Origin of the sequence: Thiobacillus denitrificans (genome assembly GCF_001530125.1) — a bacterium.
GTDB classification, from domain to species: Bacteria; Pseudomonadota; Gammaproteobacteria; order Burkholderiales; family Thiobacillaceae; genus Thiobacillus; species Thiobacillus denitrificans_C.
The window spans coordinates 66882-93881 of record NZ_LDUG01000021.1; the positions used below are offsets into that span (position 1 = coordinate 66882).

Annotated in this window: 26 protein-coding genes; 22 read left to right on the top strand and 4 right to left on the bottom strand. The window is 62.5% G+C overall.

Translation table 11 applies throughout. The features are described 5' to 3' along the window. Positions 1–1086 (bottom strand): AmmeMemoRadiSam system radical SAM enzyme (gene amrS / locus ABW22_RS08500; protein WP_082708642.1); only part of this gene is annotated, 1086 nt, incomplete at its 3' end. 190 nt (positions 1087–1276) lie between these two features. Next, positions 1277–2662, bottom strand: a complete 1386-nt coding sequence (gene amrB, locus ABW22_RS08505; protein WP_059754836.1) for an AmmeMemoRadiSam system protein B — start codon at positions 2660–2662, stop codon at positions 1277–1279. Positions 2663–2813: 151 nt separating this feature from the next. On the opposite strand from amrB, the gene ABW22_RS08510 reads away from it, so the two are divergent. Further along, positions 2814–4280: a PAS domain-containing sensor histidine kinase gene (locus tag ABW22_RS08510; protein WP_059754839.1), complete on the top strand. Its 1467-nt coding sequence runs from the start codon at positions 2814–2816 to the stop codon at positions 4278–4280. 38 nt (positions 4281–4318) lie between these two features. Next, positions 4319–4966: a response regulator transcription factor gene (locus tag ABW22_RS08515; protein ID WP_059754842.1), complete on the top strand. Its 648-nt coding sequence runs from the start codon at positions 4319–4321 to the stop codon at positions 4964–4966. Positions 4967–5411: 445 nt separating this feature from the next. Here the strand turns inward: ABW22_RS08515 and ABW22_RS08520 are convergent, their stop codons facing one another. Continuing rightward, on the bottom strand, positions 5412–5864 hold the full coding sequence (locus tag ABW22_RS08520) for an REP-associated tyrosine transposase (protein WP_059755247.1): 453 nt from the start codon (positions 5862–5864) through the stop codon (positions 5412–5414). Positions 5865–6392: 528 nt separating this feature from the next. On the opposite strand from ABW22_RS08520, the gene ABW22_RS08525 reads away from it, so the two are divergent. From ABW22_RS08525 to ABW22_RS08570, 10 genes are all read left to right on the top strand, one after another. Beyond that, the gene (locus ABW22_RS08525; protein ID WP_059754845.1) at positions 6393–7979 is read left to right on the top strand and encodes a GGDEF domain-containing protein; all 1587 of its coding nucleotides are present in this window, start codon (positions 6393–6395) and stop codon (positions 7977–7979) included. A 338-nt stretch (positions 7980–8317) separates the two neighbouring features. Then, a complete protein-coding gene (locus ABW22_RS18330) occupies positions 8318–9781 on the top strand; it encodes a flagellin (RefSeq protein WP_059754848.1) in 1464 nt (487 codons plus the stop codon). Between the two features lie 91 nt (positions 9782–9872). Next, positions 9873–10223, top strand: a complete 351-nt coding sequence (locus ABW22_RS16755; protein ID WP_157648584.1) for a flagellar protein FlaG — start codon at positions 9873–9875, stop codon at positions 10221–10223. A gap of 10 nt (positions 10224–10233) precedes the next feature. Beyond that, positions 10234–12228: a flagellar filament capping protein FliD gene (gene fliD, locus ABW22_RS08540; protein ID WP_059754853.1), complete on the top strand. Its 1995-nt coding sequence runs from the start codon at positions 10234–10236 to the stop codon at positions 12226–12228. 17 nt (positions 12229–12245) lie between these two features. Continuing rightward, a complete protein-coding gene (fliS, locus tag ABW22_RS08545) occupies positions 12246–12677 on the top strand; it encodes a flagellar export chaperone FliS (RefSeq protein WP_059754856.1) in 432 nt (143 codons plus the stop codon). 13 nt (positions 12678–12690) lie between these two features. Then, complete coding sequence (locus ABW22_RS08550; RefSeq protein WP_059755253.1) at positions 12691–13020, top strand: flagellar protein FliT; 330 nt, start codon at positions 12691–12693, stop codon at positions 13018–13020. 11 nt (positions 13021–13031) lie between these two features. Further along, on the top strand, positions 13032–14099 hold the full coding sequence (locus tag ABW22_RS08555; protein ID WP_059754859.1) for a flagellar hook-length control protein FliK: 1068 nt from the start codon (positions 13032–13034) through the stop codon (positions 14097–14099). After that, positions 14086–14403, top strand: a complete 318-nt coding sequence (locus ABW22_RS08560) for an EscU/YscU/HrcU family type III secretion system export apparatus switch protein (RefSeq protein ID WP_059754862.1) — start codon at positions 14086–14088, stop codon at positions 14401–14403. Before ABW22_RS08555 ends, ABW22_RS08560 begins: the two co-directional genes overlap by 14 nt. A 105-nt stretch (positions 14404–14508) precedes the next feature. Continuing rightward, entirely contained in the window at positions 14509–15273 is a 765-nt protein-coding gene (locus ABW22_RS08565; RefSeq protein ID WP_059754864.1) for a flagellar brake protein, read from the top strand. Positions 15274–15476: 203 nt separating this feature from the next. Further along, positions 15477–16430 carry a chemotaxis protein gene (locus ABW22_RS08570; RefSeq protein ID WP_059754867.1) on the top strand — a complete coding sequence of 318 codons (954 nt, stop codon included), beginning with the start codon at positions 15477–15479 and terminating at the stop codon, positions 16428–16430. Between the two features lie 196 nt (positions 16431–16626). Here ABW22_RS08570 and fliE read toward each other — a convergent pair whose 3' ends face one another. Continuing rightward, positions 16627–16983 carry a flagellar hook-basal body complex protein FliE gene (gene fliE / locus ABW22_RS08575; protein ID WP_059754870.1) on the bottom strand — a complete coding sequence of 119 codons (357 nt, stop codon included), beginning with the start codon at positions 16981–16983 and terminating at the stop codon, positions 16627–16629. A gap of 243 nt (positions 16984–17226) precedes the next feature. On the opposite strand from fliE, the gene fliF reads away from it, so the two are divergent. The 10 genes from fliF to fliO all read left to right on the top strand — a co-directional run bounded on the left by fliF (position 17227) and on the right by fliO (position 26850). Beyond that, entirely contained in the window at positions 17227–18882 is a 1656-nt protein-coding gene (fliF, locus tag ABW22_RS08580; RefSeq protein ID WP_059754873.1) for a flagellar basal-body MS-ring/collar protein FliF, read from the top strand. Further along, positions 18875–19876 (top strand): flagellar motor switch protein FliG, encoded by a 1002-nt coding sequence (fliG, locus tag ABW22_RS08585; protein ID WP_059754878.1) that lies wholly within the window; start codon positions 18875–18877, stop codon positions 19874–19876. Before fliF ends, fliG begins: the two co-directional genes overlap by 8 nt. Further along, positions 19869–20510 carry a flagellar assembly protein FliH gene (locus ABW22_RS08590; protein WP_059754880.1) on the top strand — a complete coding sequence of 214 codons (642 nt, stop codon included), beginning with the start codon at positions 19869–19871 and terminating at the stop codon, positions 20508–20510. Before fliG ends, ABW22_RS08590 begins: the two co-directional genes overlap by 8 nt. Positions 20511–20689: 179 nt before the next feature. Next, positions 20690–22090 carry a flagellar protein export ATPase FliI gene (gene fliI / locus ABW22_RS08595; RefSeq protein ID WP_059754883.1) on the top strand — a complete coding sequence of 467 codons (1401 nt, stop codon included), beginning with the start codon at positions 20690–20692 and terminating at the stop codon, positions 22088–22090. A gap of 26 nt (positions 22091–22116) precedes the next feature. Next, a complete protein-coding gene (fliJ, locus tag ABW22_RS08600; RefSeq protein ID WP_059754887.1) occupies positions 22117–22566 on the top strand; it encodes a flagellar export protein FliJ in 450 nt (149 codons plus the stop codon). Between the two features lie 21 nt (positions 22567–22587). Next, complete coding sequence (locus tag ABW22_RS08605) at positions 22588–23718, top strand: flagellar hook-length control protein FliK (protein WP_082708648.1); 1131 nt, start codon at positions 22588–22590, stop codon at positions 23716–23718. A 549-nt stretch (positions 23719–24267) separates the two neighbouring features. Continuing rightward, positions 24268–24783 carry a flagellar basal body-associated protein FliL gene (gene fliL / locus ABW22_RS08610; protein WP_059754894.1) on the top strand — a complete coding sequence of 172 codons (516 nt, stop codon included), beginning with the start codon at positions 24268–24270 and terminating at the stop codon, positions 24781–24783. A gap of 7 nt (positions 24784–24790) precedes the next feature. After that, positions 24791–25792 (top strand): flagellar motor switch protein FliM, encoded by a 1002-nt coding sequence (fliM, locus tag ABW22_RS08615; RefSeq protein ID WP_059754897.1) that lies wholly within the window; start codon positions 24791–24793, stop codon positions 25790–25792. Then, complete coding sequence (fliN, locus tag ABW22_RS08620; RefSeq protein WP_059754899.1) at positions 25785–26189, top strand: flagellar motor switch protein FliN; 405 nt, start codon at positions 25785–25787, stop codon at positions 26187–26189. The genes fliM and fliN overlap by 8 nt, the downstream gene beginning before the upstream one ends. 226 nt (positions 26190–26415) lie before the next feature. Continuing rightward, on the top strand, positions 26416–26850 hold the full coding sequence (gene fliO, locus ABW22_RS08625) for a flagellar biosynthetic protein FliO (protein WP_059754901.1): 435 nt from the start codon (positions 26416–26418) through the stop codon (positions 26848–26850). Positions 26851–27000: the final 150 nt, after the last annotated feature.

The window sequence follows — 27000 nt, forward strand, 5'->3', positions numbered from 1 at the left end:
GTTCTCACGGTGCATGGCAATCGGGATGCGGCGGTTGCCGAAGGGATGGCTGAATGCGCCGAAACGGCCGGCAATGGCAGAGCCGCAATGCGGGCAGTGGCCGTCGGGCGTGACGCTGTAATGGTCAATGCGATACCAGTCGCGCACGATCAGGGCTTCGTGGCAGCCCGGGCAGAACGTGGTGCCGCCGGTGGTGTCGTGCACGTTGCCGGTGTAGACGTAATGCAGGCCGGCTTTGAGCGCGATGTCGCGCGCGCGGGTGAGCGTGGACGCCGGGGTGAGCGGCACATCCATCATCTTCCAGTCGGGGTGGAAGGCGGAGAAATGCAGCGGCACGTCGGGGCCGAGCTCGCGCAGGATCCACTGGCTCATCGCCTCGATTTCGGCGTTGGAATCGTTGTGGCCGGGAATCAGCAGCGTGGTGATTTCGAACCAGACGTTCGTCTCGCGCTTCAGATAGATCAAGGTATCGAGCACCGGCTGCAGGTGCGCGCCGGTCAGCTTGACGTAGAAGTCATCGGTAAAGGCCTTGAGGTCGACGTTGGCTGCGTCCATTTTCGAATAGAACTCGCGGCGCGGTTCCTCGGTGATGTAGCCGGCGGTGACCGCCACGGTCTTGATGCCGCGCGCATGGCAGGCGTCGGCCACGTCCATCGCGTATTCGGCGAAGATCACCGGGTCGTTGTAGGTGAAGGCGACGCTCTTGCAGCCTGCCTTCGCGGCGGCGGCGGCGATCTCGTCCGGCATCGCCTGATCGACCATGGTGTCGGTCTCGCGCGACTTGGAAATGTCCCAGTTCTGGCAGAACTTGCACGCCAGGTTACAGCCGGCGGTGCCGAAGGAAAACACCGAGCTGCCCGGATAGAAGTGATTGAGCGGCTTTTTCTCGATGGGATCGACGCAGAAACCGGACGAGCGGCCGTAGGTGGTGAGCACCATCTTGCCGCCTTCCATTTTGCGCACGAAGCACAGGCCGCGCTGGCCCTCGTGCAGCTTGCAGTCGCGCGGGCACAGGTCGCACTGGATGCGGCCGTCGGGCAGCGCGTGCCACCAGCGTGCGGGGTAATGCGATTCGGGAATGCTCATGCTGCCACCTCTTTCATTTAAACAATTGGAACCACAGAGACACAGAGGCACAGAGTAAAAACAAGGCGTTGTAGCCAGATCTGCTTGCACCCGATGGGTGAATCAGTAAAGTGCATGACCAATTGTCGATATGCTCTGTGCCTCTGTGGTGAGGAATTTAGGTTTGGCGGTCGTCCGCACGTGCCGAGGCTCACTGCTCATGCGGCTCCTTCCACTTGCTAACTGTATAGCGCGACAGGCGCACTTCTTCCGCCCAGAAATCCACCGGCAGGCCTGCCTTGCGTTTGAGATGAGCGAGAAACTCGGCCGGCTCGGGAAGCTGCTCCCACACCTGCGGCAGGAAGGTGCTGCGGTAATGGCCGTACTCGAACACCACGCCGTCGATGCCGGGTCGTAAAACGGCCAGCGCGTCCTTTTCACTGCCCGCCGCCAGCGCTTGATGGGGCGAAAGCACCGAAACCTCGACCCGGACGTCGTCGAATTCCGCGCGCGAAAGCGGCATGAAACGGGGATCGCGAAACGCCGCTGCCACTGCGTTTCCCCGCACATCCAGCCCCAGCGGGCGATGCGCTTCCAGGGTGCCGATGCAGCCGCGCAGCTCGCCCTGCCGGGTGAGCGTGACGAAACTGGCCCCGGGTTCGGCCATCCAGGGCCTGGCCGACGGCTCCTGAACATGCTCCCAAAACTGTTTGGCAATCTCGGCGCGCGCCAGCGTCAGCAGCGACGCGCCTTTTTCCGCTTCCGCCTGATCGGCCTCGACCTTTCGGCTTTTCTCGGGACTGGCTGCGGCCGTAAAAGCGAAGGCGGCATAGCCGACCACCCGGTCGGGATCGCCGGCGGTGTCGCTTGAATTGCGCACATCCAGCGCCACCGGGTGCAGGCCATGCCGGCGTGCCGCCAGCAGCAGGCCGTTGACCGGCGTGGCGCCGCAGGCCTGCTCGTGGCTGAGATGCGGATCCAGTGCCAGAATCGCGTCCACGGTGCCGCCGTCCACCTTGCGCGCCAGCGCGTCGGGCAGAAAATGCGACAGGTCGGAGCTGATCACGATCAGCGTCTCGTCGCCGCCCCACACCTGCTCCAGCACCGCGGCCACCTCGTCCGCAGTGGCCTCGCCCACCGCCAGCGGCAACAGCATGAAATCGCCCAGCACCTGCTGCAGAAAAGGCAGCTGCACCTCCAGCGAATGTTCCATCTGGTGCGCCGCCGCGCTTGTGGTCACCTGCGGCAGATCGGCAATGCCCTGCATCGCCTCACGATCCAGCTGGATCTCGCCGAGCGGCGTGGCAAAACGCTCTGCCCCGGGCAGCGCCAGCCCGCGCACATAGACGCGATGGGTGGGACCGAGCAGCACCACCCGGCAAATGTGGCCGCGCAGCCCGGCCAGCCGCGCATAGGCGCTGGCGGCTACCGCACCGGAATAGACATAGCCGGCGTGCGGCACGATCAGCGCCTTCGGCGCGCGCAGCGCGTCGGCCGCCGGGGCATTCGCCAGCAGGTCGACAAGCGTTTGCCTAAGCACAATGGGGTTGTCCGGATAGAACATTCCCGCCATGGCGGCGGGTCGGATAGCAGGCATGATGCATTCCCTCCTTCATCAAGCTTAGTAGATGCGGGGGAATTGCCAGGGTTTCAAGCCGGGCCTGCCAGACAGCGCGTTTCGGCCGATAATGTTCCGCTCGAGGCGACCGAAATCGCGATCGTTTCCAGGTTCAACCAATGAGAAAAGCATGCGTTCATTCAAAGCTGCCGACGAAGACGCGCTGTTGAAGGCGATCCTGCAGGAATCGGCCAACGAGATTCTGGTCTTCGACGCGGAGACCCTGCGAATCATCGAGGCCAATCCGTCCGCGGCAAAAAACCTGCAGCGCCCGCTCAAGGCCCTGCGCCAGTCGACGCCGCTGGATTGCCTGTCAGCTGAGGATGCGCAAGCTTTCACCACCCTGCTGGCCGCCCTGCAAAGCGGCAAAAAGCGCCGGGCCTCATTCAATGCCCACTGCCGCCGCAGCGACGGCAGCTGCTATCCGGTCGAAGCCAAACTGTCGCGCTCGGTTGGCCCGGGCAAGCCGATCTTCATCTGGATCGCCAGCGACGTCAGCCAACGCGAAGCCACCCAGCAGGCGCTGGCGCATTCAGCATCGGATTTGCGCGCCATCGTCGCGCACATCCCGGGCATGGCCTACCAAGTGCTGCGCACGCCCGACGGCAGCACCTCGCTGTGCTACGTCAGCGAGCAATCCGCGCAGCTGCTGGGCATCAAGGCGGCTGCCCTGCGCGCCGACCCGCAACGCTTCTTCAAGCTGATCATGGACGAGGACAAGGCCGACTACCTGGCGCGTCTGGCCGAAGCAGGCAGCGTCCACATGAGCTTCAACTGGGAAGGCCGCATCTGGATGGAAGCCTGGAAGGACGTGAAGTGGGTGAACATCCGCGTCAGCCAGCGCGCGGCGGCGGACGGCCTGATCTGGGACGGCATCATGCTGAACGTGACTAAAAGCAAGCTGGCCGAAGCGGAAATCCGGCGTTCGCGGGCGCAGCTCGCCGCGCTGGCCGCGCACGTCGAAACGGTCAGGGAGCAGGAACGCCTGCACCTGGCGCGCGAGGTGCATGACGACCTCGGCGGCAATCTCACCGCCATCAAGATCGGTCTGTCGTGGGTGATGCGGCATCTGCCGCCCGACGAGATCAACCTGTACAAGCGCACCGCCTATCTCGACAACGTGGCCAACCAGACCATTGACGCCACGCACCGCATTGCGGCCAGCCTGCGGCCGCCGGTGCTGGATTTCGGCATCGTGTCCGCCATCGAATGGCAACTGGAGCGCTTTGGCCAGAACACCGACCTCGCCTACGAATTCAGCGCGCCCGATGAAGCCATTCCACTCAGCCCCGACATCGCGATCGCCGTGTTCCGCATCGCGCAGGAAGCCTTGACCAACGTGGCCAAACACGCCCACGCCAGCCGGGTCAAAGTGGCCCTTGCGCGGGAACCGGACAGCCTGCTGCTGACGGTCACAGACAACGGCCGGGGCATCCAGCCGGCGCAAGGCATAAACAGCGAGCACGGCTTTGGCCTGCTCGGCATGCGCGAGCGCGCCGCCGCGCTGGGCGGCGAGCTCGCGGTAGCGCCCGCCAGGCGTCAGGGCACCCAGGTCAGCCTGCGCATCCCGATGCCGACGCCCGACGCGGCAAAATAACGGCATAATCTATCCATAATTCCAAGCAGAGAACTCACGTGGCTGTTGCAAAACCGTATCGCATTCTCATCGTCGACGACCATGCCATCGTTCGCGAAGGGCTCAAGCAGATCCTGGCCGAAGTCGACGACATCGTAGTCGCTGGCGAGGCCGACTGCTCCAGCCGCGCCCTGCAGATGGCCCGACTCGAACCCTGGGACATGGTGTTGATGGACATCTCCATGCCCGACCGCAGTGGGCTCGAGACCCTGGAATTGATGAAAAAGGAGCATCCCGGCATCAAGGTGCTGATGCTGTCCATGCATCGCGAAACCCAGTATGCCGTGCGCGCGCTGAAGACCGGCGCCGCCGGCTACCTCAACAAGCAAAGCGCGCCCGATCAGCTGGTCGACGCCATCCGCCTGGTCGCCTCCGGCAAGAAATACATCAGCGCCGAAGTCGCCCAGGAACTCGCCAGCCAGGTCAGCGGCGAACGCGACGGCCTGCCGCACGAAGGCCTCTCCAACCGCGAATACCAGACCCTGTGCCTGATCGCCTCCGGCCTGCCCGTCTCCGCCATCGCCGACCAGCTCGCCCTGTCGGTCAAGACCATCAGCATGTACCGCGCCCGCCTGCTGAAAAAAATGCAGCTCAAGAACAACGCCGAACTGACCCATTACGCCATCAAGCAAGGGCTGCTTGATTAATGTAGGAGTCCCCGCAAGGGGGAGGCCGTGGTTGTAAAGCCGCTAAAGCGGCAACAACCACGCACCGGCGCCCTTTCACACCTTCGCAAACTTCACCCCATCGGGCCGGGGGCGGCCCTCCTACAAAAACGCGGATGGATGGGCCTATGGCATCCACCTGTAGGCGCGGCGCCCCCGCCGCGATTTACGCACCTTTGCTAACCACCACGGTATCGGGGCACCGGCGCCCTTTCACACCTTCGCAAACTTCACCCCATCGGGCCGGGGGCGGCCCTCCTACAAAAACGCGGATGGATGGGCCTATGGCATCCACCTGTAGGCGCGGCGCCCCCGCCGCGATTTACGCACCTTTGCTAACCACCACGGCATCGGGCCGAGGGCGGCCATGCGTGGCTGTTGCCGACTTGTCGGCTTTACAACCACGGCCTCCCCCTTGCGGGGGCTCCTACAGCCAGACCGCATCCCAATGCGGGTAATCCCCCACCCGCAGGACCAGGCCGGCACGCAGGGGATTGGCCACGATGTACCGGGCCAGCTTCGCCAGGTCTTCCTCCTGGCGCAGGGCATGATCATGAAACCCGCTCTGCCAGATTCGCTCCCCTAGGCCATGCGCCGTCACGGCTTTAACCGCACCCACCACTGCCGACAATGAAGCGTCCGCCTCCAGTTGCAGCAACCAGTGCAGGTGATCGGGCATGACCACAAAAGCCAGCGTCGTCGCCTCGTCGCACGCCTGCGCTTCCCGCAGGGCATTGATCAGCAAGCGCGCCGATCGCAAGTCGGAGAAAACCGGCCGCCGGTCGAAGGTGATGGTGGTGATGTGGTAGACCTGCCCGGGCAGTGACACGCGACCCTTGCGCAAATCCTTCCCGTGCGGCTTGGCGTGTTTATCCGGCATCGGCGCACTCGCTGAAATGGACATCGGTCATTGGATGTTTGTAGGCACGCCATCATACCCAACCGTAGGAGCACCATCGCAATCTCCACGGCATCGGTCCGGGGCGGCCCTCCTACAGCTGCGCGGATGGCAAAGGCGACAGCATCCCTGTGGGCGGGGCGCCCTCGCCCCGAATTTCGCACCATCGCAATCTCCACAGCATCGGGCCGGGGCGGCCCTCCTACAGCCGCGCGGACCTGCCCCTTTCCGCTAGGGAAACACTGATTAATTCGATATAACCGTCATTGCGAGCGAAGCGCGGCAATCCAGCGCATTGATTAAGCAGGCATTTCTGGATTGCCGCGTCGCTTCGCTCCTCGCAAAGACGGATTAATCAGCGTCTCCCTAGGCCATGGCTCCATCAGGGTGATAACCTGCAGGGCGCGGAAATACCGGGCTTTTCCTGCCCTAATCCGCACTTCACCCCGCCCCTGCCCGCCTTACCATGCGAAGCATAGTAAAAGGCCCAAGCGGTGCCGGAGCGCAAACATGGCTGAACCCAGCGTCAAGATCGATCTTTCGAACCCCACCGAGGTGGCGCGCGAAACCCTGCGCCGCCTTGCCATGCGGCGGATTTCCCCGACCCCGGACAACTACCAGACGCTGTACGACGAAATCGTTGGCGTGCCCAGCGCGCCGGCCAACAAGGCCTCCGCCGAAACGGCGCTGGCCGGACTGGTCAGCGACCTGCAGGAACATCACCCCGCACTCTCGGCCCAGGTGGCCAGCCTCAACAAGGCCATCAGCAAGCGCGACTGGCGGCAATGCAGCTGGCAGCTTTCCGAAATCGCCGTGCAGCTGAAGCCGCAGCCGGTCAGGCCGCCGGTCGACAGTGGCGACCGCGAGCAGGGGGAAAACCTGGCCCAGCTGCGCGACCTGCTGGCCAAAACCCTGGAATTCGGCGTCGCGTCGCAGCTCACGCACAACCCACACCTGGTGGAGCAGACCCAGCAGCTGGCCGTTGCCGTGCGCGAGTCCGGCACTGCCGCCGCCCTGCTCAAGGCCGCATCCGGGCTGAAAAACCTGTGGGTCAGCATCGAGCTGCAAGCCTCCGACGTCCACAACCAGCAGGAAACGCTCAAGCGCATTTTGCTGCTGCTGGTGGAAAACATCGGCGAACTGCTGGACGACGACACCTGGCTGCGCGGCCAGCTCGATATGGTCCAGCAGGTCATTGCCGGCCCGATCAAGATCCAGTCGCTGCAGGAAGCGGAAAAGCGGCTCAAGGAAGTGATCTACAAGCAGGGCATGGTCAAGCATGGCCTGCGCGAGGCCACCGCCACGCTGAAGGCCACCATGACCACCTTCGTCAGCCGCCTCAGCGACGTGCTGGCCGCCAACGACGAGTACCAGGGCAAGATCAGCACCCACGTCGAGCGCATCAAGGGCACCGAAGACGTGCGGGAGCTCAACCGCATTCTCGAAAGCCTGATCGATGAAACCCGCAGCGCGCAGGCCGACAACCGGCGCGCGCACGACCAGTTGGTGCACGAGCGCGACGCCGCGCTGCAGGCCGAAAGCCGCATCCAGGAACTGGAAAACCAGCTTGCCCAGATGAGCACCCTGGTGCGCGAAGACCCGCTCACCCACAGCCTCAACCGGCGCGGGCTCGACGACGAGTTCGCCCGCGAGGCCTCGCGCGCCGACCGCTACAAGGCCCCGTTCTGCATCGCCGTGCTGGACATCGACAACTTCAAGGTGCTCAACGACAAGCGCGGCCACAAGACCGGCGACGAAGCACTGATCCATCTGGTCAAGATCGCCCGCGAAGAACTGCGGCTCACCGACCACATCGCACGCATGGGCGGCGAGGAATTCCTCATCATCCTGCCCAACACCCCGCTCGACGAGGCCGCGCAGATCGTCACCCGGCTGCAGCGCAGCCTCACCAAGAAATACTTCCTCGACAACAACGAAAAGGTGCTGATCACCTTTAGCGCCGGTATCGCCGAACGCATCGCCGGTGAATCGCAGGAAGCCAGTATCGGACGCGCCGACGGCGCCATGTACGAAGCCAAGCACAGCGGCAAGAACCGCGTGTGCGTGGCGCCTGCGGCGCCCGCGGAAGCCGGATAGTCGACTGGACAGGAATGCGCGTGCGCGACGACCACCCCATCGGCCCGAGGGCGAGCCTCCTACAACAGCGCGAACCTGTAGGAGGGGCGCCCTCGCCCCGATTTTCGCACCGTCGCGATCTCCACGGCTTCGGGCCGGGGGCGGCCCTCCTACAGGGGTGTTCGCTTGATGAATAATTTGACTTTACACATTCTCGCCATGAAGTTTTTTACAGAACAGCCTTAACTTTCTCCAACCCCCGACGATTCCTCACACAACGGCGGTTCATGTAGCCCAGCGGGCAGACCAAAGTTGACGGCACCTAGCCGAATCAATCGACCCACTTAAGGAGAAATATCATGGCAGCAGTAATCAACACCAACATCGCATCGCTCAACGCCCAGCGCAACCTCGGCATGTCGCAGTCCGCGCTCAACACCTCGATCCAGCGTCTGTCTTCCGGTCTGCGCATCAACAGCGCCAAGGACGACGCTGCGGGCCTGGCGATTGGCGAGCGCATGACTTCGCAAATCCGTGGCCTGAACCAGGCTGTGCGCAACGCCAACGACGGTATTTCACTGGCACAGACCGCTGAAGGCGCGCTCGGCGAAATCGGTAACAACCTTCAGCGTATCCGTGAGTTGGCAGTACAGTCCGCCAACGCCACGAACAGCGCCTCTGACCGCGCTTCGCTGCAGGCGGAAGCAACCCAGCTAACAGAAGAAATCACCCGTGTCGCCAGCCAGACCCAGTTCAACGGTATTAATCTGCTGAATGGCAGTTTCGCCAGCCAGGCATTCCAAGTGGGCGCCAATGCCAACCAGACAATCACCTTCGATTCAATTGGCAACGCCCAGGCCACCGCGCTCGGTGCCCACAATCTGACGCTGGATGGAACAGTAACCGGCAACACCAAAGCGGCAGCGACTGACCTTACTGGCGGCAACACTATTGGCGCCGAAACCGACCTGACCATCACAACGGCTAACGGCGGCACATCAACTGCAATCTCCTACGCGGCAAACTCTGACGCCAAAACCATTGCCGCCGCCATCAATACGGCAGCATCTGGCTTCGGCGTTACAGCCACGGCCACGAACAGCGCCACATTGAGCAGCATTGCCAGCGACGGTACCGTGGCCATGACGCTCAACGGTGCTGCGATATCTGCAACAGGCGTGACCACCTCCGATTACAGCACCCTGTTGTCCGCAATCAACGCCTCGACCGGTTCCACCGGCGTGGTGGCCAGCTTCACCACCTCCGGGCTCACCAACTCGCTGACACTGACGGCCGCCGACGGTCGCGATATCAGTGTCTTGGACTTTACTAATTCAGGAGCCACAAAAACAGTCAGCTTCTCTGGGCAAACGTTGACCGGCGGTATCGGCAACGACTCCTCGATCAAAACTGGCACCGTACTACTGTCCAGCAGCAAGGGAACAATTTCCACCACTGGCGCCAACGCGGATGTCTTTGCTTCGGCTGGCATTAATACCAGCACCCTTGCGTCTGTCGCTGCGGCCAGCATCGCCACCGCTAGCGGCGCGCAAAGCACCATCGCCACAATCGACGCCGCATTGGCTACGATCAATAGCTCGCGCGGCGATCTGGGCGCTTACCAGAACCGTTTCAGCTCGGCAATCGCCAACTTGCAAACCACATCAGAAAACGTCTCCGCAGCACGTAGCCGCATCCTGGATGCCGACTTCGCAGCTGAGACCGCAGCGCTGACCCGTGGCCAGATCCTGCAGCAGGCCGGTACGGCGATGCTGGCGCAGGCCAACTCGCTGCCGAACAACGTGCTCTCGCTGTTGCGTTAAGCAGTAAACAGGCGCTCACGCGTCTGGGCGAAGCGGCGGAGCAAGGGGTTTTACCCTGCTCCGCCCTTGCCGCATAAATTAGGAGATGATCATGTCTATTGGAAAAGTCGATTCAGTTGACCTTGCCCCCATGCGGCAGGCTCCCCCATCCGCACCCATTACCCCCGCGCAGCGCGCCACGCTCGACAGCCCCGTTTTCGCGCCCGCGCCACCCGTCACCCAGGAAGCGATCGCTGCCGCCGCACAGTCGGCCAATGCGTACATGCAATCCGTTTCAAGCAACCTGCAGTTTTCGCTTGACCAGGACACCGGCCACACCGTGGTCAGGATGATCGACACCGAAACCGAGGAAGTACTGCGCCAGTTCCCAAGCGAGGAAATGCTGGCCATTTCCCGTTCCATCGACCGCATGCAGGGTCTGTTGATCAATCGCGAAGCCTGAGGAGCCGGTCATGATTTCAGCCCCCGGTATCGGATCAGGACTCGACGTTAACGGCATCGTCAGCCAGTTGATGGCGGCCGAACGCCAGCCGCTTGCTGCATTGGCTCGGCAGGAACAAACGTATAACCAGAAGTTATCGGCCTTTGGCCAGGTGCGCAGCACACTCGCCAGCTTTCAGACCGCGTTGCAGGATCTCAGCAGCGGCAGCAAGTTCCAGGCGCTCAGTGCCACCGCATCCGACACCAAGGTGCTCAGCGCCAGTGCCAGCAGCAATGCCACCCCCGCCAGCTATCAGCTCGAAGTGTTGCAACTGGCACAACAACATAAACTGGCTTCGTCAGGCTATGCCGCAACCAGCGATGTCGTGGGGTCGGGCACGCTGACGATTCAGTTCGGTACGTATGACAGCGGTTTGAACACCTTCACCGCCAACGCCGACAAGGCAACAAAAACCATCACCATCGCCCCGGCCAACAACACCCTCGCCGGCGTGCGCGATGCGATCAATGCTGCCAATGCAGGCGTTTCAGCCACCATCGTCAACGACGGCAGCGCCACCGGCAACCGGCTGGTGCTCACCTCAACCGACAGCGGCGCGAACAACAGCTTAAAAATCAGCGTCACCGACGACGACACAATCAGCACCGACATGAGTGGCCTGTCCGCACTTGCCTACAATCCGACGGCAGCGGTGGGCAGCGGCAAGAATCTCAGCCAGGTGGCCGCTGCTCAAAGCGCGCAACTCAAAATCGATGGCATTACGGTGAATCAATCCACCAATACGGTCAAAAATGCGATAGACGGCGTGACGCTGAATCTTGCCACGACGAATGTCGGCGTGCCGCTGACACTGAATGTCAGCCGCGACACCAAAACCATTACCGACGCGGTGCAATCGTTTGTTACCGCATACAACGGCACCAGCGGCACGCTCAAGAATCTCACCGCGTTCAAGGGCGTGGGTTCACAAAACGGCGTATTGCTCGGCGATAGCACGGCGCGCGGCATCCAGGTGGGGATGCGCAACCTGCTGAACACCTCGATCGACAGTGGCGGCAGCCTCACCACCTTGTCGCAGATTGGCGTCAGCTTTAAAAGCGACGGCACCCTGGCACTCGACAGCACCAAGCTCAACACCGCAATCAGCACGAATTTCAGTGATATCACCGCGCTATTCGCCAAAGCGGCCAAAGCCACGGACAGCCTGGTCAGCCTGAGCGCCAGTACCAGTAAAACCCAACCGGGTGCCTATGCCGTCAACGTCAGCCAATTGGCCACGCGTGGCGTTTCACAAGGGACGCTGGCTGCATCGCTGACGGTAACTGCTGGGGTTAATGACCAACTTAACCTGACTGTCGATGGCACAGCCATCAGTGTCACCCTCGCGGCCGCCACGTATGCCAGCGCAAGCGCACTGGCCGCAGAAATCCAGAGCAAGACCAATGGCGCGGCAGGCAGCGCGGGCAGTGTGGTGGTCAGCCAGAGCGCAGGGATACTCAGCATCACCTCGGCACGCTATGGCAGCGCCTCGCAAGCGGCGCTCACTGGCGGCAACGGTTTAGCCAGCCTGTTTGGCGCGCCCACCCCCATCACAGGCGTCGATGTCGTCGGCACCATTGATGGCACTATCGCAGCTGGCAGCGGCCAGATTCTAACGGGCGCAACCGGCGGGGTCAGTGAAGGCCTGAGCTTGCTCATCAACGGCGGCGCGCTAGGCGCGCGCGGTACCGTGACCTTCAGCACGGGATATGCCTATCAGATCAACACCTATCTCAGCGCTGTGCTCGCTAATGACGGCAGCCTAAAGGCCCGCACCACCGGTATCGACAGCAGTATCAAAAGCCTGGATCAACGTCAGCTGCAGCTCGAAGCGCGGCTGGCGCAGATCGAAAAACGCTACCGCGCGCAGTTCAGTGCGCTAGACACCATGCTCAGCAGCATGAATACCACCAGTTCATTCCTGGCCCAGCAATTGGCCAGTTTGCCTGGCAGCAGCCAGAACTAATAAATCAGGAGAAGACCGTGTACTCGAATTCGCGCAACGCCGCCCATGCCTATGCCAACGTCGGTCTGGAAACCGGCGTGGTTGCAGCCAGCCCGCACCAGCTCATCATCATGCTGTACGAAGGCGCCGAGCTTGCGGTGCGGATGGCGATCAAGCACATGAACGAGGGCGAGATCGCGAAGAAATCCACCGCCATCAGCAAGGCCAGCAGCATCATCCTGGATGGCCTGAAAGCTGCGCTCAACCCGCAGCAGGGCGGCGAAATCGCACAACGGCTGGATGCGCTGTACGACTACATGAACAATCGCCTCATGCTCGCCCACGTCAACAACCAGACCGCGCCACTGGAAGAGGTGCTGGGACTGCTGCGCGAACTGCGTGACGCGTGGCAGCAGATCGGCACCGCAAGCCAGGTCGCGCAGCAATCTTCTCACTCCTATGCCGCCTGAACCGGAGACCACCATGACCAGCAACGAAATGCTCACCACCTACGAATCGCTCTCCGAACTGACCGGCACCATGCTGAACGCCGCCCGCCAGGGCGAATGGGATGACCTGGCCGCGCTGGAGCAGCGCTGCCAAGGCTACGTCGGCAGCCTGATGCAGGCCGCGCCGCTGCCGCTGAACGAGAACGAGCAGCGCACCAAGGTTGCGATCATTCGCACCATTCTGCAGAACGACGCCAAAATCCGCGCCCTCACCGAGCCGCGCCTGCACGAGTTGCAGCAAAACCTGCACATGATGCGCAGCGGCCAGCGCGGCGTCGATGCTTACGGCGCGCAGCGCGTGTAACTGCTGATTTCATGTTCCCGGTTCAGTATCTGGCCCGCATTCTGGATGTCCCGCCCACGCCGGACGCCCCCGGGCGGCCGCTGTCCGGCCTGGTAGGGGTCCAGCCGGTACTGAACGCCACCGAACGCGACCAGGCTGGGCCGCGTGCCGCATTCGACCAGCTGACGGTCGGCCAAACGCTCACTGGCCTGGTGAAGAGCCAGGCGAAGGGTATTTCGATGGTCGAGGTCGAGGGGCAAACTGTTGCGATGCGCCTGCCCCACCCGGCAGCGGCCGGCGACACCCTGCGCCTGCGCTTTGCCGGCCACATGCCGCAGGCGGTGTTTCTGCTTGCCCCCCCCGAATCCGCAGCCAGCGATGCCCCGCAGCTGAGCCAGACCGCACGCATGCTGAGCGATCTGATGCAGCAATTGCCGGGCCGCAACGCCCTGCCCACGCTCACCCCGCCCGGCCCCTTGCTCGACCAGCCGACGACGAACCCGGCCCTGATCGCCCTCGCGCTGCGCACCGCGCTGGTCCGCAGCGGGCTGTTCTATGAGTCGCATCTGGCCAACTGGGCGGTCGGCCAAGACAGCCTGGACGGCCTGATGCATGAGCCGCAAAACAAGCTGGCGGCGGCCGAGGCCGCGCGCGCCGCGGCCAACCCGCTGGCCCTGCTCAACGCCGCGGAAGCAGCCGGCCAGAAACCGCTTAATCCGATGCATGCCCTGCTGTCGCAGCAGTTGCAGGTGCTGGAATCGCCCCAGTTCGTCTGGCGGAGCGAGGTGTGGCCGGGGCAGACGCTGGAATGGCTGCTGCGCCATGAATCCGAACAGGCGCAGGATCACTCGGCTGCGACGGCTGCCAACGAGACCGACGCAGGCTGGGAATCGAAACTCAAGCTGACCTTGCCGCAACTCGGCACCCTGACCGTGCACATCAAGCTCGACGCAAATCAGGCGTTCAGCATCCGCGTGGTGCCGGCGCAAGCCGAAGTCGAACCCCTGCTGCGGCAGAACCAGGGGCGGCTGATCGAGCAGCTGGCGGCGGCGGGCTGCACGCTCCAGGCCCTGACGGTGCAGCACGATGGCGACGCCTGACAAGCAGCGCGCCGCCGCCGCGATCGCCTACCGCGAAGGCGATGGCGCGCCGCGCGTGGTCGCCAAGGGGCGCGGCATTGTGGCCGACACCATCATCGAGCGGGCGCGCGCATCCGGGGTGTACGTTCACGAATCGCGCGAGTTGCTGGCGCTGCTGATGCAGATCGACCTCGACAGCCACATCCCGCCTCAGTTATACATCGTCGTGGCCGAACTGCTGGCTTGGCTCTATCATCTGGAAGAGGCCGAAAAGGTCCTTCCGAACCCCAACGAACATGGCGATCAGCGCCGTCCCGGATCATGACCGTCGCCAATCGCCATGTCCGTTCCCTCACCCCGACCCTCTCCCGCTTGCGGGCGAGGGGGTCTATCGTGGCGCTTCGCGTCGTTGACCCTTACGCCTGATCCTATGCTTTCCTCACCGCAACACGACCCGAATCCTGCCGACCACGACGACCTGCTGGCGCGCTACACCCTGCATTCGCGCTCGGAAATCCTGTTCCAGCTGCGCGCGATCCAGAAACGCAAGCTGCTGGTCAATCTCGATCTGCTGGGCAGCCGGCAGATCATCGTCACCTCGGTGCTCATGGTGAATGAGGCCAAAAACACGCTGATTCTCGACAGCGCCCGCGGCGACGCGCTCAACCAGGAACTGATGTCCGGCAAGGGCGCGGAGTTCGTCGCCCAGCTCGACGGGGTCTCGATCTCGTTTGCCACCGGCCCGGTGACCTGGTGCAAGTACGAGGGGCTGCCCGCGCTGCGCATTGCGCTTCCCATGTCGCTGGTCCGCCTGCAGCGCCGCGAGCACTTCAGGGTGCCGATGCCCATCGCCAACCCGGTCAAGTGCATCGTGCCGTCGACAGCGGATGGCGACACCGACCCGATCACCACGCACCTCGTGGATATCAGCTGCGGCGGGGTGGCCATTGCCGAAACCGGCGGCCGTCTCGGTCCAGAAACCGGCCGAATCCTGCCGAACTGCCGACTGCTGCTGCCCGAGTCGGACACGATCACCACGTCGCTGGAAGTGCGCAATTCGGCCCAGATCCGCCTGCCCAACGGCGCCTTCCAGACTCGTCTTGGCTGCAAGTTTATTGACCTGCCCAACGACATGGCGGCCAAGTTGCAACGCTTTGTCATGGATATCGAGCGTGCACGGCGCAACAGCCTTTAGAAGCGCCCGCACCAGAAAAAAAACAATTAACCACAGAGACACAGAGACACTGAGACACAGAGAAAAGCAAGAAGCTGCCGGAAGACTTGCTGTCCCCCCGGTGGACGACGGGTAAATGTTTTTTTCTTGCTTTTAACGCTGTGCCTCTGTGTCTCTGTGGTGAATGAACTGAAGTTTTTAAGATAATTCGAGGAATCTCCGCCATGCAAACGATCCAGCAGGAAATTGACGAAAGAACCAATCTGACCAGCTCCAACAAGCTGGAGTTGTTGCTGTTTCGTCTGGGCGAGGATGCCAATCTCGATCGAAACGAGCTGTTCGGCATCAACGTCTTCAAGATACGGGAAATCATCCCCATGCCGATCATCACGGCGGTGGCCGGATCGCATGCCCACATGATGGGCGTGGTCGACCTGCGCGGCCAGATCATCCCCGTCATCGACTTGCCGGCGGTGACCGGATGCACCCCCAAAACCGGGCTGAATATCCTGCTGATCACCGAATATGCCCGCAGCACCCAGGCCTTTGCCGTGGAATCGGTCGAGGATATCGTTCGCCTCGACTGGAAGCAGGTGCTATCCGCCGAGGGCAATGCCGCGGGCGGCATGGTGACCAGCCTCGCCCGCCTGGACGGCGAAAACAGCAATAGCCTGGCGCAGGTGCTGGACGTGGAAACGATCCTGCGCAAGGTCATGCCACCGGCCGAAGATGAAATTGACTCCGCCAGCATTGGCGCCACGGTGAATATCAAACCCGGCACCGTCATCCTGGCAGCGGACGATTCATTAATCGCTCGCACCATGATCGAACAGGGACTGCAAGCCATGGGCCTGCCCTTCATCATGTGCAAGACCGGCAAGGAAGCCTGGGACCAGTTGCAGGCCATCTCCAACAAGGCGGAAGCCGAGGGCAAAACCGTGCACGACAAGATCGCCCTGGTGCTGACCGATCTGGAAATGCCCGAAATGGACGGCTTCACCCTGACCCGCAATATCAAGCAGGACCCGCGCTTCAGTTCCATTCCCGTGGTGATTCATTCCTCGCTGACCGGTTCGACCAACGAAGCGCATGTCAAGAAAGTGGGCGCGGATGCCTATGTGGCGAAGTTTGTCGCCGAGGATCTGGCGAATGCGCTGCGCAAGGCGCTGCATAAGTAGGAGGCCCGCCCTCGGGCCGATGGGGTAAAGGTAGCAACGGTGCGAAAATCGGGACGGGGCGCCCCTCCTACAAATTCCGGACTGCACAAGTAGGAGGCCCGCCCTCGGGCCGATGGGGTAAAGGTAGCAACGGTGCGAAAATCGGGGCGGGGGCGCCCCTCCTACAAATTCCGGACCCGCCACGCAGCGGTGTAGCTTAAACGCCCATCGCCATGATTTCCTGATAGGCGGACACCAGCTTGTTGCGCACCTGCACGGTCTGCTGCAGGGCGATGCTGGATTTCTGCAATGAGATCATGGCGTCGGACAGGCTGACCGTGCTGTCGCCCATCTCGAAACGCTGGGCAAGATGCTGCGATTGCAGCTGGACCTGGTTGACCTGGTCGAGCGAAGTTTTGAGAACTGACTGAAAGTCGACTGCGCTAGCCTGTTTGGTCTGCAGCCCACCGTCGCTCAGGGGGTTGACGTTGGCAGGGGACGTGCGTGCCGCCGCAGCCTGCAGCTGCGCCATCATCGCTTCTATCCGGCTTGTATCGATTGCACCAATGCTCATCGCGTCCTCCTTCGCTCAATTCACCGCCTGCGCAGGCGGTTTTTCACGTGCTCACCTTATCAGCCGGGCCGCAAGCCATAAGTTCGATAAGCGCGGAAAACCGGCGCCTATTCCCCCGATTGAAAACCCTGGCAGTGCCGATAATTCGATCACATAGGGCATACCTCATGGGAAAGCACGACATGAACACGACAATCAGAAACAAGGCGATCCATGACGCCAGCACGAGGGGGGCAGAATAATATGGCAGCAGGCGGCGAGATTGTGGTTCCGGGCAACGTCATGGATTTCACCCGGACTGCCGGCGGGCAAAAAATCATGCTGGCACTGGGCGTGGCCGCAGCCATTGCGGTGATGGGCGCGGTCTGGATGTGGGGGCAGCAGCCGGACTATCGCGTGCTGTTCTCGAATTTCAGCGATCGCGACGGCGGCTCGATTGTCGCCGAGCTGGAAAAAATGAACGTCCCCTACAAATACTCCGAAGGCGGCGGCGCGGTGCTGGTGCCCGCCGACCGCGTGCACGATGCGCGTCTGAAACTGGCTTCGCAAGGCCTGCCCAAGGGCGGCAATGTCGGCTTCGAGCTGATGGAAAACCAGAAACTCGGCGCTTCACAATTCGTCGAGCGCGTCAATTTCCAGCGCGCGATGGAAGGCGAACTGGCGCGCTCGATCGAATCGGTCTCCTCGGTGCAGTCTGCGCGCGTACACCTGGCCATGCCCAAGGATTCAGTCTTCGTGTCCGAGCAGAAGACGCCCACTGCCTCGGTGCTGCTCAACCTGCATCCCGGCCGCGTGCTGGATGTGCAGCAGATCAGCGCCATCATGCACCTGGTGGCCAGCAGCGTGCCCGAGTTGTCGATCAAGAACGTGACCGTGGTCGACCAGCACGGCAACCTGCTTTCCGAAACCGGCAAGATGGCCAGCGCCAACGGCATGGACCCCAGCCAGATCAAATATGTGCAGGAGCTGCAGCAAAACGTGGTGAAGCGGATCGAATCGATCATCACCCCGATCGTCGGCCCCAACAACGTGCGCGCCGAAGCAACGGCCGACGTCGACTTTTCGCGCAGCCAGCAGGCGGTGGAATCCTACAAGCCGAACCAGACGCCCGACGCGATGGTGATCCGCAGCCAGCAGACCAGCGAATCGCTGAACGGCACCGGCAACCCGGGCGGCGTGCCGGGCGCGCTCACCAACCAGCCGCCGGCTCCGGCCACCGCTCCGATCAATGCGGCGCCGATCAATGCGCCGGAACAGAACGCCGTCGCCCCGGCCAACGGGGAAGCCAGCACCAACACGCGCAAGGACGCAACCGTCAACTACGAAGTCGACAAGACCATTCAATACGTGCAGCAGGGCGTCGGCGGGCTGAAGCGGCTGTCGGTTGCTGTGGTCGTCAACTACAAGAAAACCACCGACGCCGATGGCAAGGTGGTCATGACGCCGCTGACCGGGGCCGAGACGACCCAGATCAACAATCTGGTCAAGGAGGCCATGGGCTTTAACGCGGAACGCGGCGACTCCGTCAACGTGGTGAACACGCCCTTCGCCTTGGCGGAACAACCGGAAGCGCTCCCGGACCTGCCCTGGTGGAAGCAATCTGAAAATGTCGAATACATCCAGATGGCCAAGACCGCAGGCAAATACCTGCTGATGGCGCTGCTCCTGCTCATCCTGTATCTGCGCGTGCTCAAGCCGATGCTGAAGAAACTCTCTGCATCGATGGCGCAGCCCCCGGTCAGCCAAACTGCCCAGCTGCAGCACGCCGATGCCGGAATGCTGGCGCTTCCCGGCCAGCGCAACTATCAGGAAAACCTGTCGCGGGCGCAAAAGATGGCCAACGAGGATCCGCGCGTGGTCGCCAACATTGTAAAAACCTGGGTAGGCAGCAATGAGTGAACCAAGCGGCGTGACCAAGGGCGCGATCCTGATGCTTGCGCTGGGCGAGACCGGCGCATCGGAAGTGATGAAGTTTCTCGGCCCGCGCGAAGTGCAGAAGCTGGGCGAAGCCATGACCAGCATGAAATCCATTCCGCAGGAGGATGTGGAGCACGTGCTGGAGAACTTCAACACGGTGGTGGACCTGAATTCCTCGCTGGGCCTCGATTCCAACGACTACATCCGCACCGTCCTCAGAAATGCGCTGGGCGACGACAAGGCGTCTTCGCTGCTGAACCGGATTCTCGGCGGCGGCGGCGATGCCAGCGGCATCGAAAGCCTGAAGTGGATGGACGCTGAATCGGTGGCCGACCTCGTCCACAACGAACATCCGCAGACCATCGCAACCATTCTGGTTCACCTGGAACGCGACCAGGCCTGCGAGGTGCTGGGCTTTTTCACCGAGCGCCTGCGCAACGACGTGCTGCTGCGCATTGCCACGCTCTCCGGCGTACAGCCGACCGCGCTGCGCGAACTTAATGACGTGCTGACCAAGCTGCTGTCTGGCAACGACGTGCTGAAGAAGCAGCCGATGGGCGGCACGCGCGCGGCGGCCGACATCCTCAACTTCATGAACGGCGAAAATGAATCCGCCGCCATGGAGTACCTGAAAAGCTACGACCCCGAGATGGCGCAAAAAATCATGGACGAGATGTTCGTGTTCGAGAACATCATGGACATCGAGGACCGCGGCATCCAGCTGCTGCTGCGCGAAGTGCAGTCCGACTCGCTCATCATCGCGCTCAAGGGCGCGTCAGAGGACATGCGGGAAAAAATATTCAAGAACATGTCGCAGCGTGCCGCTGACATGATGCGTGAAGACCTGGAGTCCAAGGGGCCGGTTCGCCTGTCCGAGGTCGAGGCGCAACAGAAGGAAATCCTGATGGTGGTTCGCCGCCTGGCCGATGAAGGCCAGATCTCGCTGGGCGGAAACGGGGAAGAGCAATATGTCTAGCAGCGTGGAACAGCCAGCCTTCAAGCCCTGGGAGATGGCCAGCTTCGAGGGCTCGCCTCACTCGGTCAATAAAGCGAGCCACCCAGGCATCACCCTGCCGACGATCGAACAGATCAGCGGCATCCAGGATCAGGCGCGACAGGAAGGCTACAACGCCGGGCATGCCGAGGGCCTTGCCAAGGGCTATGCCGAGGGCCAGCAACAAGCGGCGCTCGAAGCTACCCGCTTGAGCGACCTGGCAAACACGTTCACGACGGAAGTCGGCAAGGCCGATGAAACCATCTCGCAGCACGTCCTCGATCTGTCGGTCGATCTTGCCCGTGCGCTGTTGAAATCGGCGCTGGAAGTCCGCCCCGAACTGGTCATCCCCATCGTCAAGGAAGCGGTTCGCTACCTGCCGGCGCTGCACCAGCCGGCCCTGCTGTTCCTGAATCCGGATGATGCTGTGCTGGTCAGGGAGCGGATCGGCGACGAACTCACGAAAACGGGCTGGCAGCTGACCGACGATGCACAACTTGGGCGCGGCAGCTGCCGGGTGGAAACCGCCAGCAACCAGATCGATGCCACCCTGCCCACCCGCTGGCAACGCCTGGCCGCTGCGCTCGGCAAGGATTCGGACTGGCTGGCCGCCTGAGGTACACGAATGAACCCGAAAACCGCATTTGAACCACAGAGGCACAGAGGCACAGAGAAAAAAACAAAGACTGACATCGCGACGCCCTGTCACCTGTCGGGTGAGTGGCCAAGTGCGGGTAGCCTATTGACCTCTTGTCTTTCTCTGTGCCTCCGTGTCTCTGTGGTGAGGAATTTAGGATGAACACGCAGCCCCACAGCGCCCGCTGGAAAGCCTATCTGCAGGATTGCCGCGAACTGCTTGCGATCGCCGAGCCGATGCAGGTATCGGGGCGCGTCACCCGCGTGGCCGGCCTGGTGATGGAGGCGGTCGGCCTGAAACTGCCGGTCGGCAGCGCCTGCACCGTTCCGCTGCCCAACGGGACGCAACTGGAGGCCGAGGTGGTGGGGTTTGACGGCAACCGGATTTTCCTGATGCCGCAAAGCGACGTCGAGGGCATCGTGCCCGGCGCCCGGGTATTCCCGGTGGAGGTGATCCCCACCCTGCCCGGCCTGGGCCTGGTGAATCACCCCCGTCGCCGGCCGAGCGACCGCGCCCGGCACCTGCCGGTCGGCGACGGCCTGCTGGGCCGCGTGCTCGACAGCAGCGGGCGGCCATTCGACGGCCTCGGCCCGGTGCAGACCACCGCCACCGCACCACTGAACAACCGCGCCGCCAATCCGCTGTCGCGCGCGCCGATCAACAGCATCCTCGACGTCGGCGTGCGTGCGATCAACAGCATGCTGACGGTGGGGCGCGGCCAGCGCATGGGCCTGTTCGCCGGTTCCGGCGTCGGCAAGAGCGTGCTGCTGGGAATGATGGCGCGCTACACCAGCGCGGACGTGATCGTGGTCGGCCTGATCGGCGAACGCGGCCGCGAGGTCAAGGAATTCATCGAACAGATTCTCGGCGAGGAAGGCCTGGCACGCGCCGTCGTGGTGGCCGCACCCGCCGACACCCCGCCGCTGGTGCGGATGCAGGGCGCGGCCTACGCCACCTCGATCGCCGAGCATTTCCGCGACCAGGGCAAGCACGTGCTGCTGATCATGGATTCGCTTACCCGCTATGCCATGGCGCAGCGCGAAATCGCCCTCGCCATCGGCGAGCCGCCGGCCACCAAGGGCTATCCGCCATCGGTGTTTGCCAAGCTGCCGGCGCTGGTCGAACGCGCCGGCAACGGCAAGCCGGGCGGCGGCTCGATCACTGCTTTCTACACCGTGCTCACCGAGGGCGACGACCAGCAGGACCCGATTGCCGATGCCGCGCGCGCGATTCTCGACGGCCACATCGTGCTGGATCGTTCGCTGGCTGAAAGCGGCCACTACCCCGCCATCAATATCGAGCAGTCGATCAGCCGCGTCATGCAGGGCATCACCACGCCGGAACACCAGCAACGCGCACACCGCCTGAAAAAACTGGTTTCGCGCTACGAGCGCAGCCGCGACCTGATCAACGTCGGCGCCTATGCGGCAGGCACCGACCCGCTGCTGGACGAAGCCATCAAATTGCAGGCGGGCATTGAAGCCTTCCTGCAGCAAACCATTTCCGAGCACTCAAACGTCCAGCAAAGCCTGAACGAACTCGAAGCCTTGTTCCAATAACCCTCACCGAACGACAGGCACACTGAATGGCTCATCCCTCCGCACTCGATACGCTGATCGATCTCGCGAACAAGGAAACCGACGCGGCCGCGAAACGGCTAGGCGCCACGCTGCGCGCCGGCGAGGAGGCGGGCCAGAAACTCGACCTGCTGACGCAGTACCGCGACGATTATGCCGCGCGCTGCCAGTCCAATCTGGCCAGCGGGATCAGCACGACGCACTTCAACAACTTCCAGGTCTTCATGCAAAAGCTCGACCACGCCATCGCCGGCCAGCAGAAAGTCGTCAGCGACGCCCAACTGCAGATCGCCCAGGCACGTGTCGTCTGGCAGGCCTGCGAGCAGAAGAAAATGTCGTTCGTCACACTGGCTGACCGCGCAAGCAAGGAAACCGCGCGTCGCGAACTGTGGCTCGACCAGAAGCAGAACGACGAACACGCCGCCCGGACCGCGCTGTACAAGCGCAACCCTTCCTGAAATCTGACAGGACACAAGACCATGAACGCGACCCCCATGAATATCAATCCGGTCAATGCTGCGCAGCCGCAGCCTGCCGCCGGCAAACAGCAGGATTCCGCCGCGCCGGACGTGCCGTTCAGCCAGGTCTTGTCGAGCGAGATGGCGCAGAACCGGCGCAACAGCGAGACCAGGCAAGGCGCCGATGCCGATGCCGGCAAGGACGCGGCGGCGCAGGCGGGCCGCCCGACAGAATCCGGCGAGAATGCCGCAGCCAAGGCAACGGAAGCTGGTGAATCCGTACGCGATCCGCTTGCCCCGCCCCTGGCCGAGAACGCCAAGACCGATCCGGCGACCCTGCTCGGACTGGCGATTAACCCGGACCAGCTGAAGCCGGCACCGGCCAAGATGGACAGCGCTGACGCAAATCAGCCATCCGACGAGGACGCCAGCATCCTGCCCTTCCAGAATTCCCGCAAGGGCCGGACAGCGCAGGCCGGGCAATTTTCCGGCAATGCGCACGACACGCAGAAAATCGACCCCGCCCTGTCTGGCAAAGCCAATTTGCAGGCGTCAACGACGGCTGCCATGGCCACCGCATTTTCGGGTCAGCTGGCAGCGGCCCGGCAGGGCGATGCCATGAAAGGCGAGTTCATGTCGGACCTCATGAGCAATCCCGCCATGCGCCCCGCCTCGCAGGCCGCGTTTGAAACCCTGCACACGCTGAATGAAGTAGCATCCCCCAAATTGGCCCCCACGCTGGGCACAACGGCCTGGAACCAGGCCCTGGGCGAGAAGGTCGTGTGGATGGCGGCAGGTGCCCAGCAAACGGCCACGCTCACGCTCAACCCGCCCAACATGGGGCCGCTGCAGATTGTGCTGAACCTTGCGAACGACCAGGCCACGGCCAACTTCTTCTCCGCCCAGCCCGAAGTTCGCCAGGCGCTGGAGGCCGCCTTCCCCCGCCTGAAGGAAATGATGAACGAAGCCGGCATCCAGCTGGAGCAGGCGACAGTGAGCGCGGACACGCCGCGGCAGGACAATCCGTCCGATCACCAGGCACAACGGGTCACCCCGCCGATTGGCGCGGATGAAGCCGTCACGGCTGGCTTGCAGACTATTCATGCACCAATCCAACAATCCGGGCGGGGACTGATCGACACCTTCGCCTGACGGCCCGCCGCCTGCCGGAGCCTGGGGTGACGGGACGAAATCGGGGCGGGGGCGCCCCTCCTACACGAAAGCCTCAAGTCCGTGCCGATGTAGGAGGCCCGCCCCCGGGCCGAAGCCGTGGAGGTTGCGACGGTGCGAAATCGCGGCGAGGGCGCCGCTCCCACAGGTCCGTGCCCCTGTAGGAGGCCCGCCCCCGGGCCGAAGCCGTGGAGGTTGCGACGGTGCGAAATTCGGGGCGAGGGCGCCCGTGCGTGGTTGTTGCCGACTTGTCGGCTTTAGTGCGTGGTTGTTGCCGACTTGTCGGCTTTACAACCACGGCCTCCCCCTTGCGGGGACAACCACGGCCTACCCCTTGCGGGTGCTCCCACAGGAATGATGCAGGGCGGATGGATTTGCGCCTTGGTTGAAAACCGCACTGACGCAGACCTGCCGCCTGCATTGAACGATATGCGTCCCTTTTCCCCCTCTTTTCCCGGTATCGAAGGCGCTTGTTTCTTTCAATAATGACAAACATCCACACCGCATTGTCCCTACAGAGGAACCGTATCGATGGCCAGACCTGCCGTATCCGCCGTATCCGCCAAATCCGCCGAACCTGACGAGGCTGTAGAAGCCGCCCCAGCCGGGAAGTCGAAGAAGACGCTGTTCATCATCATCGGCGCCCTCGTGGTTCTGCTGGGGGGAGGCGGCGCGGCCACCTGGTTCTTCACCCAGTCAGACGGTGCCCCCAAGGAAGCCAAGGAAAAACCGCAGACAGCGCCTATCTACCTGGCGCTCGAAACCTTCACCGTCAACCTTCAGGACGGCGAGCGCTATATGCAGGTCGACGTCACGCTGCAGGTGGCCGATCAGGCCCAGGCGGACGCCATCAAGCTGCACATGCCGCGCGTCCGCAGCCGCCTGCTGGCCTTGCTCTCCAGCAAGCATGCCGAGGCGCTGACCACTGCCGAGGCCAAGCAGAAACTCGCACAGGAAATCCTGGCGCAGGTGAAGCAGCCGTTTTACGCCAAAGGCAAACCCCAACAGGTGGACGACGTCCTGTTCACCTCGTTCGTGATCCAGTAAACCGTTTATGGCCGACAATTTTCTTTCGCAGGATGAAGTCGACGCGCTGCTGAAAGGCGTGACCGGCGAAGCCGATGAGGTACCGGTCGAGGAAGATCGTTCGGAGGTGCGTTCGTACAACCTGGCCACGCAGGAACGCATCGTGCGTGGCCGGATGCCGACGCTCGAAATCATCAACGAGCGTTTTGCGCGGCTGCTCCGCATCGGCCTCTACAACTTCCTGCGGCGCGGGGTGGAAATTTCGGTCGGCCCGGTGCGGGTCTCGAAATACAGCGAGTTCATCCGCAACCTGGTGGTGCCCACCAACCTGAACCTGGTGCAGTTCAAGCCACTGCGCGGCACGGCGTTGATGATCTTCAACCCCGACCTGGTTTTCCTCATGGTCGACAACCTGTTCGGCGGCGACGGACGTTTCCACACCCGCGTCGAAGGCCGGGACTTCACGCAGACCGAACACCGCATCATCCAGCGCATTCTCGCTATCGTTTTCGAGGCCTACTCGAAATCCTGGGAACCGATTTATCCGATCGAGTTTGAGTTCGTCCGCTCGGAAATGAACACCCAGTTCGCCAACATCGCCACCCCCAACGAAGTGGTGGTCGCGGTCACCTTTGCCATCGAGCTTGGCCAAATCAGCGGCGAAATGCATTTCTGCATGCCGTATTCGATGATCGAACCCATCAAGGATCTGCTGACCAGCAGCCTGCAGGCTGAAAACCTGGAAGTGGACAAGCGCTGGATCCGCCTGATGCGGCAGCAAATCCAGCTGGCGGAAGTCGAGCTCGTCGCCGATCTGGGCACGGCAGCGATCAGCCTGCGCGACATCGTCGACATGAAAGTGGGCGACATCATTCCGCTCGACATTCCGCGAACCATCGAGGCCAAGGTCGACGGCGTGCCGGTGATGGAATGCGAATACGGAAAATTCAACGGCCAATACACCTTGCGCGTCGAAAAATTGCTGTCGAGCAACTCGACCGAGCCGCAAACAGGAGAAAAACATGTCTGAAGACTCTACCCAAGCCATTGCCGAAGACGATTGGGCGGCCGCCATGGCCGAACAGGCCCCAGCGGTGACTGCCACACCAACGGCGCCGGAAATTTTCAAGGAGCTGTCCGGCACCACCACCTCCGGCGGACTGGCCAAGGATATCGATTTCATTCTCGACATTCCGGTGCTGCTGACGGTGGAGCTGGGCCGCACCAAGATCACCATCAAGAACCTGCTGCAGCTGGCGCAGGGATCGGTGGTCGAGCTCGACGGTCTGGCGGGCGAGCCGATGGACGTGCTGGTCAACGGCTGCCTGATCGCGCAAGGCGAAGTGGTGGTGGTAAACGACAAGTTCGGCGTGCGCCTGACCGACATCATTACCCCCGCCGAGCGGATCCGGAAACTTAACAAATGAAGCTGAAAACCGTATTTGAACCACAGAGGCACAGAGATATGTCCCGCAGGGACGGTATCCCTTGGGACACAGAGAAAGACAGGAAATCAATAGCTTGCCCGCACTTGCCCACTCACCCGATAGGTGACTGGGCATCGCGATGTAAGTCTTTGTTTTTTCCTCTGTGTCCCAAGGGATACCGTCCCTGCGGGACATATCTCTGTGCCTCTGTGGTAAGGAATTTAGAATGAAACGTGGCTTCATTGCTGCATGCACATTGCTAAGCCTGCCGGCGCTGGCGCTGGCGACCGGCACCCCGGTAGCCGCCCCCGCGGAACCCGCCATCTCCGCCGCAGGCAGCCTGCTGCAGGTATTCATCGGCCTGGTGGCCGTGCTGCTGCTGATTGCCGGCACCGCCTGGGTGGCCAAGCGGCTGGGCGTCACCCAGGGCGGCTCGACCAGTCTGCTGCGGGTGGTCAGCAGCGCTTCGGTCGGCACCCGCGAGCGGGTCGTGGTGGTTGAAGTGGGGGAATCCTGGCTGGTGGTGGGCGTGGCCCCCGGCAGCGTCAATGCCTTGATGACCCTGCCCAAGGGTGACATCCAGTCAGCAACCACGCCCGGCCTTAACGCCAGCTTTGCTGCGCGCCTGCATCAGATGATCGAGAAGCGCCGTGTCAAATAAGGTAAGCCCTGAACAACTCGTCATTGCGAGGAGCGCAGCGACGTGGCATACGATTCCACATGGGCTTCAGCCCATAGTGGATCGGAGTCCTTTAGGGCAATCCAGACTTTGCTCGCCAGGCAAGACACTGGATTGCTTCGCGTTGCTCGC